The organism is Trichocoleus sp. Lan (assembly GCF_039961855.1).
Taxonomy (GTDB): Bacteria; Cyanobacteriota; Cyanobacteriia; order Cyanobacteriales; family FACHB-T130; genus FACHB-T130.
The window spans coordinates 65857-73852 of sequence record NZ_JAMPKA010000028.1 but is presented as its reverse complement, the minus strand read 5'-3'; the positions used below and the strand labels follow the sequence as shown (position 1 = coordinate 73852).

5 protein-coding genes are annotated in these 7996 nt (G+C 39.4%); 1 reads left to right on the top strand and 4 read right to left on the bottom strand.

Annotated elements, in window-relative coordinates:
• Positions 1-228, top strand: a 228-nt coding sequence (locus NDA03_RS21965) for a helix-turn-helix transcriptional regulator (protein ID WP_348239132.1), incomplete at its 5' end; no start/stop codon positions are given.
• A gap of 481 nt (positions 229-709) precedes the next feature.
• Here NDA03_RS21965 and NDA03_RS21960 read toward each other — a convergent pair.
• From NDA03_RS21960 to NDA03_RS21945, 4 genes are all read right to left on the bottom strand, one after another.
• Complete coding sequence (locus tag NDA03_RS21960) at positions 710-3640, bottom strand: hypothetical protein (RefSeq protein WP_348239131.1); 2931 nt, start codon at positions 3638-3640, stop codon at positions 710-712.
• 98 nt (positions 3641-3738) lie between these two features.
• On the bottom strand, positions 3739-5007 hold the full coding sequence (locus tag NDA03_RS21955; protein ID WP_348239130.1) for a hypothetical protein: 1269 nt from the start codon (positions 5005-5007) through the stop codon (positions 3739-3741).
• A 137-nt stretch (positions 5008-5144) separates the two neighbouring features.
• Positions 5145-6905: a helicase HerA-like domain-containing protein gene (locus tag NDA03_RS21950; protein WP_348239129.1), complete on the bottom strand. Its 1761-nt coding sequence runs from the start codon at positions 6903-6905 to the stop codon at positions 5145-5147.
• Complete coding sequence (locus tag NDA03_RS21945) at positions 6902-7996, bottom strand: hypothetical protein (protein WP_348239128.1); 1095 nt, start codon at positions 7994-7996, stop codon at positions 6902-6904. Before NDA03_RS21945 ends, NDA03_RS21950 begins: the two co-directional genes overlap by 4 nt.

Sequence of the window (7996 nt, the reverse complement as noted above, 5' to 3'; positions counted from 1 at the left end):
TTTGGCAAAGCGATTAGGCGGCGAAGGCGAGAACTAGATTTATCCCAAGAAGAACTGGCTGAAAGGTCAGGGCTTCATCGTAACTACATCTCAGGTATCGAAAGCGGAGAGCGTAACCCTTCATTAAAAAATGTCGTCAAGCTAGTGGCAGCTTTGGAAATCTCTGTTTCTGGTCTTTTTGTCAACTACGGTATCGAGGTCAAGAGCGAACTGGAAAACGATTCCTGAAATTCGCCGCTTCTGACTAACACACCAACGGTTGCGCTGGTTACGCTTCCGTTTGTCATAGAATCAGGTGGGAGTTTAAAAAGAGGCAAAGGTGCGTAGCCGATTGCTGAAGTATGAGCAATCGCCACAAACTAAGTTTGCTCTCTGAATGCCCTAACTGTGGGGAGAGGTTCAACATTCCAGCTTTGTGAGCAGATGGGTGGTATGGTCGTTGTTTTGTGACTTTTGTAGATATAGTGAAGTGGCAGAAGCCTTATTAAATAATGATTGCGGATACTGTCTGGTTCACGCTCCAATAAATTAGCTAATGTTTGGATCTTGGCAGTAACGACAGCAAGGTTGGTTATTGGCTCTGGCTTGGCAAAAAGTAAATTGCAATAGATACACTCAGAATGGTTTAGTACATTTTCAGTAATAAAGAGCATCCAATTTACAATTTCTCTTACCTTAAAAATTTTTGATATTAATATATTTATTTAGATTAGTTTCCACTACCATGATGTACTTTAGATTGTATTAGAAAGTAGTTGAATGGCTGATTTCTAGCCCACGGAAACAACCAAGTGCCTGCAATTTGATGTAATACCTCATCATTTATTCCCAATTTTTGACATATAGAGTTCCAGAGACGAAACTTTGGAACTATTGCTTTTGTGATAAAGAGGGTTAAAAAATTCAAGATGGAGAGCATTAAAGCAGAAAACGTCGCAAAAAGAGCCGTAAAATCATTACTAGAAGCTACTGTGAAATTAATGCCTTTTTGGTTTGCCGAAACTTGATAAACCAAAAATATCAAGCTATAACAAAGAACTATTAATGGGTTGGTAAATAAAAGAAAGGTACGTTGAATCGGCTGAAGACTTCTCCTAGATGCATTATATGAAAGGCTTAAGAGACCAAAGCGTAACATAAGCCAGTAATACGAATTATTTTTTGTATAAAAGATTACCTTTAGAAGACGAATAGAAGTCGTACCTTCTCCTTTAGAGCTAACATTATTAGTGCTATTAAGTTGCTTCGTAGCAGGATCAGTGCCGATCATCTCAGCTAGGAAATCAACTGATACAGGAAGATCAAGAATAGCTTCTATGGGAAAAGAGGTTACTTTCCTAATAGCTCTGGCTTTCTCTAAACTAGAATCCCAAATATACTCTTTAACGGTTGTCGCAAAAAGATACTCCATAAAAGACTTGTGACCAAACTTCAATATTCCTGGAGCTGATGGATCATCTACCAATAATCCACAAGTACGTACATCAGTTATGATGTGTTCCATATCTTCTTTAGGATCTTGGATGCGTGAACGTAGCGGTCTTATATCCTCGCCAAGAATTTCAGATGAATATGTTGATATTGACTCAGGAATAGCTTCAGTTAAATTCCCAATCAAATAATTAAGCTGCTCATTTGAAATCTGGTTGCTAAGTTCTTTTGCTACCATATAAGATGCAATACCACACATAAAGTAATCACGTTCTGAACTATTGAGAGCCATAAAGTTTCTGGAGCCTAGTGCCTTAAGTCCTTGACGACGATAGCTACTTCTAACAAAACATTCCATCACATATGCTGAGTTGAGCAATGCAGTCTTTTCGTGTAGTTTTTCTTTTTCCCATAGAAGGGAGACTACATGGAGTAAAGAGGGTCTTGAAACTATCTCTAGGAACCGAGGTTCATTTTGAGCAAGAGAGCAAATTTGATCTCGTACCACCGGATTCTGCTCTCTCAATGCTTCTTGAATTTGATTTATAGTAAATGGTGCTAACCTTATTGATTCACAATAAGGTTCTTCACTAATTGGTTTAATAATTCCAAGAGCTGTTTTCATTTCTCTATCATCCAAAAAGAAATTAGGACGACCAGTAATTATAATTTTTGCATTTGGGTAAGTAAACTTCCATAGTGATCTAAAATGCCTGAGCCGCAATTCCGAGTTTCCGATTAGTGCCATTTCGTCAAAGCCCTCAAAAATAAGAACTAGACGACCGGCAATATGAAGACGCATTAGAGCTTGTGGTTCTATTCTGTATTGGGATGCCCACGCTCCAAGAAGTTCAAGTGGTCTCATATCTCTTGGACTTTTTCCACGCAACTCGATTAGGATTGGAATTCTTTTTGGTGGTTGATTACTCTCGCACAATAAACGGTAAGTAAACATCAATGCTGCGGAACTCTTGCCTTGTCCATACTCTCCTAACAAAGCGATATGGCGTTGGCTAGATTCATCAAGCCACTTTTGCAAATAATCTTCAACATTATCATTTGCTCTCTTTCCTTTAGATACATATAGCTGCGAAGGTACATATACATCATGTAATGTAAAACCAGATTCTGAAAGCTTATGACTCAAGACACGCTTCTGAATATCATTGCGATAATCTGTAAAATTAACTAACTGTCCAAGCAGGTTATCTTCTGTTTCAAAGCGAATCTTTCTATGCGAATCAATTGGAGTGGCTAATTTGTCTTTATCTTCCCGAAAAGCAACTATCAATTCACCAACTTGGCAATTTTTAGAGTTAGCTATTTGTTTGGAATAACGCACAAAATTGTCTAAATCCGTTTTGCTTAAAGCAGCTTGAGCAGGATAAAGAAAAATTAAATTTTTTGTATCTATATTCTGACCTACCCAATAACCCTGCCTATCATGCCATCCAGAGTCTGTATCAATATCATAAGATGAAGAAGAAAGCCTTAATAGTTCACGTGCTTGTTCCTTCCAGGCTTGAGATATGAAGTCCTCTGACTGTTCCAAGTGACCCAATAGCTGGAGGGGATCAAGTTCTGAATACTTTTCTAAAGTACTCTTACCATAGAAAGTTCTTTTAAATTCTCCGAAGCCTTCAAAAAATACTTCGCTAGCTTCACTTCGCTGCTCGCGCTCATATTGTTGAACACTTCTAAGCCCATCCCAATTTTGATGACGAATAAATGCAAATAAATACAAAATTCCTATTAATGTAGTTAAGAAAGCATATCCTTCCCATGAGGGCTGAGACACAATTATCTTTTGATTTGATACTATATATAATGCTGCTAGAAGTGAATACCAAAACATTAGTTTACCAGCTACAGATACAATTAAGCCAGCAATTAAAAAAACAATTGTATAAAAAACCGCCAAAGAGAACTGTTCTCGAAAGTAATCCTGAGAATCCAATGAAATACGTATAAAATTTATGACAGATATGATAAAAGCCACAGTGATAAAAGTAGCTATACCTGACCATAGTAAAGATATAGAATGATTTGAACTGCCTTGGGGAGCTTGGAAAAGACCACTTTTGTACTCAATTAGTAATAGAAAAATGCCTATAATTATTCCTGTAATAATAGAATTATGACGTAGATTATGAAGGGAGTTCTTTATCTTGCTTCCTTGCTCGTTGGTGTTTTGAGTATTTTTATTCACAGAAAACTCCTTTTTTACCTAAAGTTCCTAAAAAGCTTTTGCTCTTCTGGGATGGTGCGATCGCTACAAACTAAGTTTAGATGCGAAAGTCTTGCTAATTAAACTTTCCGAAATGTCAAAACTTCCGTAATGTCAGTTAGCATAATTCGATTAGCTTTAGCATGATTGTTCATTCGCGCCATGCTGGGGTTTTGATTTTGCTGAATTCTGCGGCTCGAATAAGTTTTGTCGTAGAGAATATAGCCAGCAGATTCCCACAACATTCGGATTGTGTCTGTAATCATCACAATTAATCCTTTTGATACATCTCGATAATTAGGAGATATAACAGTACAAAGGGTTCCTGTCTGTTGCGCCGAAGCACAATTTTTAGCAATTGTACCGATTGCCCTCTGCCAATTTTCTAAATCCATATTAGCTAAATCTTCAGGCTTATTAGAATACTGTTGGGCAGCCATTCCATAATAAGGAATGTCCATAACAATATAATCAGGATTAACAACCGGACAACTTTTTATTAAGTCATGTTGACTAATTAAAATTTTGTATTTTCCACGTGGAGTTAGATCAAACATTTTTAATTTAAAATCATAAACGTGCTGACCCATCCACTCTTGACGAGCTTCATACACTCGCCAAACCTGACCTGAGCCAGCCATTGGTGCAATTACTAAATCTCCTTGTTTAACGTAGTACCAGAAGCAGTTAGCGTAAATTTCGCCAGGAATGTAACCCCTTCCTTCCCTAACTTTTTCATCAATTCGACCGTATTGAACCGTGCTAAAATTCCAGTTGTCAGAAGGCTTGATAATAGGGCTAAATAGTGGTTCCTTATCTTTTTTGTGTTCATTCCGAATAGTCCGTAGTATTCCTTTTGTGGATAAAGCTGTCTTCCTATTAATGGCTGCTTCAGTCCTCAAATCCGTTATAGCAGCCTCAAATACTTCGTCCGAAATGCTTGCAAGTTGCTGGAATTTCAACGACTCATTTGTTGTGAAGCTCAGGTTTGAACGAACACTTTTAATATCCTCGAAATCAAAATCAACATTAACTGAGTTTTGACTCTGTTTTCTTATATCTCCCTGTCTTTTTTTAGTGTTTTTGCTTAACATTTCTCCCAATAGGCGTTCAATCCGAATCCGCAATTCAGTAGCGTCAAGCTGCACCTCTTTACTTAATCGAAATTTTTTAGAGAGAGCTTCCAGCGCATTGACTGTTTGCCAAAATCCCTGCATTTCTTCTACTGTTTTAGCTTGCCTCAGTAAGTCTCTCACCGTTTTCAAAGATTGGGCTATAACTGTTTCTTGATTGCCGATAACAATAGTGGGTATAATAGCAGATTCGTGTTTAGACGAAAGCTCTTTCATTGCTCGATTTCCTCCTGACTACCCACGACCACAGTTAGGACGATAGAAGATGAAGCTAGCAGTTCTAGCTGTTGATGTGGTATTTTTTGCATGGGATAGATTTTATCCGTCAAAGAGTTTTTATGATGTCCTTCCAATTAAAATGGTATGTCTCCTTCTGGTGCCAATAATTCTTGGTGTGGCTGCTGTTCTTGCTGCATCTGTTGTTCTTGCTGCTGCAACAACTCCTCAGTAGTAAGCTGAAAAGGCGATAAACGCATTCTGGCATTAACTACTGCGGAAGCACCAAATAGATCGACAAGTGCCTCACCAGGCCCAAAATTCTTAGTCATGGAAATTTGGGCATCTGCGGCTTTCTCTAATGCTCTTTGCGCTTCACTGGCTCGGTTATGCCGATGAATAATGCGAGTGTTTAAATTATTCAAAATATCATCAGGTATCTGAGCAGCGCTCTGAACAGCAACTGTAAAAGCAATTTGTCGGCTTCTGCCTTTACGGACTCCTTCACTAAGTACGTTACCTATTGCAGAGGCAAACTGCTTACTCCCATTAAAGAGGTCTTGAGCTTCATCAATATGGTGCAGCACTGGGAAAGTAATCTGGCGTTGCTCCTTGAGATCGTAAACTCGCTTAAGCATATAGTTGAGGAACAATCCATAGTCACGTCCTCCACCTGCCTGTCCCACGCGGATAACTAATGCTCTTCCAGATTGTAATAGATTAGTAGGATCGAACCATTGTGGTTGCTGAGGGGTTCGATCTTGACCAAATACAGCCGCACTTGGACTGGATCTTCTGCCTCTAGTACCGTTAGGATTCGCTATTGGACGGATTGGGAGTCCACCGTCAACCCAAGCCGGACGACGATTCCGGCGGAGCATTTTACTCACCATAGTTGTGTAAGTTCTTCCTTGTGCTCCTTTGAACCGTTCTCTAGCGTGTCCAGGTGCCTGCCAAGGATCTTGGTTGCTAGTGACCCATTGAAAAAAGTCACCGAGCGTCCAAATTACTGGCTCGTTACCATTCTGATCTGCGTGTCGTTCGTCGTCAAATTCTTCTAATAAAGTCTCGAATTCTTCACGAGAGTTAGTTTCATTAGGAGGATAGTACATTACTGCTGCCAGAACTGCCGGATCGAATTCTGAAGCAGGAATAGCAATTGGAGTACCTTGAAAGGCAGTTGAGTCCTCTCCCAAGTAGTAAAAATCAGCATTAACTCCTTCAATCCAGGTTGTATCTTGGTCTGTTTGACCATTTTCATTTAAAATGTTTATTGCATCCTGATTCGATCTATTAATATGCTGATAATCAGGCTTATGATCGTAAATAATAACCGCAAAACCCATTTGTAATGCAGCGCGGATGTAATTGGCACAAGAGTTAGTTTTTCCGCTCCCAGTTGCACCAGCAATCAAGCTTTGATAGAAAAGAGTTCGGGGATTGATATAAATGCCAATGTTTGTATCGATAATCTGTCCAATTCGATATCTTTCATCAGCATCGGGCAAGTTTAAGTATCTGATGATCTCCTCTTCAGTGGCTTGTCTGGCAATAGAGCCAATTTGGGGTCGCCGACGAACGCTACTGGGTGGGTCTTGGGTAATGTCTTTAATCAGGTTTACCTGATAAAAATAAACCTCCTTAACTACAACTTCACGAGTGTAGTGATTCTGCTCTAACTGCTCAAAAGCATTGATTGTCGCATTATCTTGCGGGCCAAGTGCCGAGCGATTCAAGTTAGCCTGTGGCCCAACAACTTGCCCAAAATACTTTCTGTGACTTGCGCGATCTTCAACAATAACGAAATCGTTGGCTGATAACTCTGGTTCATTAAATGTATAGCCAGATATTAAACTTAAATCAGAATTAATTGTGTCAGGAATTTGAATTAGTGTCATCGATAGTTACCTTCATTTGTAATATCTACTCCCATACGATAGTTATTGCGCTGGATTTCGCCAATAAAGGAGTGTTTAATAGCCTCGGAGTTGTTGCTTCCTCTGAGATGCCAATCAACAGTTTCCAGCAAAAGCGGTATTTCGTGGTTAATTGTTGGACTAGCATTTTGTCTTAATAGGCTGACTGCGTATGATAAATCAGCTAAAGCACACTCAAAGGCAAAGGCTTTCTCAGCAGGACGATAAACAACCCGAACATACTGTCCAGGTAATGCACCAACCCAGGTATTAATAGTTCTATTATCTCCAAACCGTCGTTGATATTGGTCTTGGATTGGACAGAGTACAAATCCTTCTCCTCGCTCTAAACTCATAGCTGTCCACTTACTAATTGCCCATGAACTTCCCAAATCTTTGATTACACCAATAAAGCGCTTCCCTTTTTCCATCATCTCAGAATAAAGTTCTCGTCCTGAATGCTGGGTAATCAAGTTTTGAGTAAAAATAGGACCGTCTAGCAGCACGGTTTCTTGCTTACACTTGTCATCATCAATTGCGACTTTTCGTTCTTGGTGTTCTCGAAATGTAGTTGCCCAAGATCCTTTCGTCTGCCGAGCATTATCTAAGTCGTCGCATAAATTCCACAAGTCTTTATCATTCGCGGTAATCTTATCAGGTGTTGCATATTTAGCGTTTGTCCAAGTCAAAACAAACTCTGGGTTATGGCGATTCTGGCTCGTAATACATCCAACTCCAACAGCATAAAACGATGTGGTCATTAAGTCAGTAATCGGTAAAATATCTGTAGAGTCAATGGCTGCAATTGCCCCAGTGCTTAAATCTGCTGCGACTTCTTCATCGAAATTATTACCGTATGTATTGAAGTCAAATAAAAACTGAGTTGGACTGTTAGCGTCTTCCATGAATTGGCGTATCCGACGCTGCACCGCTTCATCTGATTGGTGAAGATTCTGGGCAATTGTTTGGTCGGCAGAAAAATCAATGAAGAAGGTTTCTGATACTGAACGTTGGTTAGCCAAAGCAGAATCAAATACCCCCTCATCAGGTTGTGTATTTCTACTATTGACCAT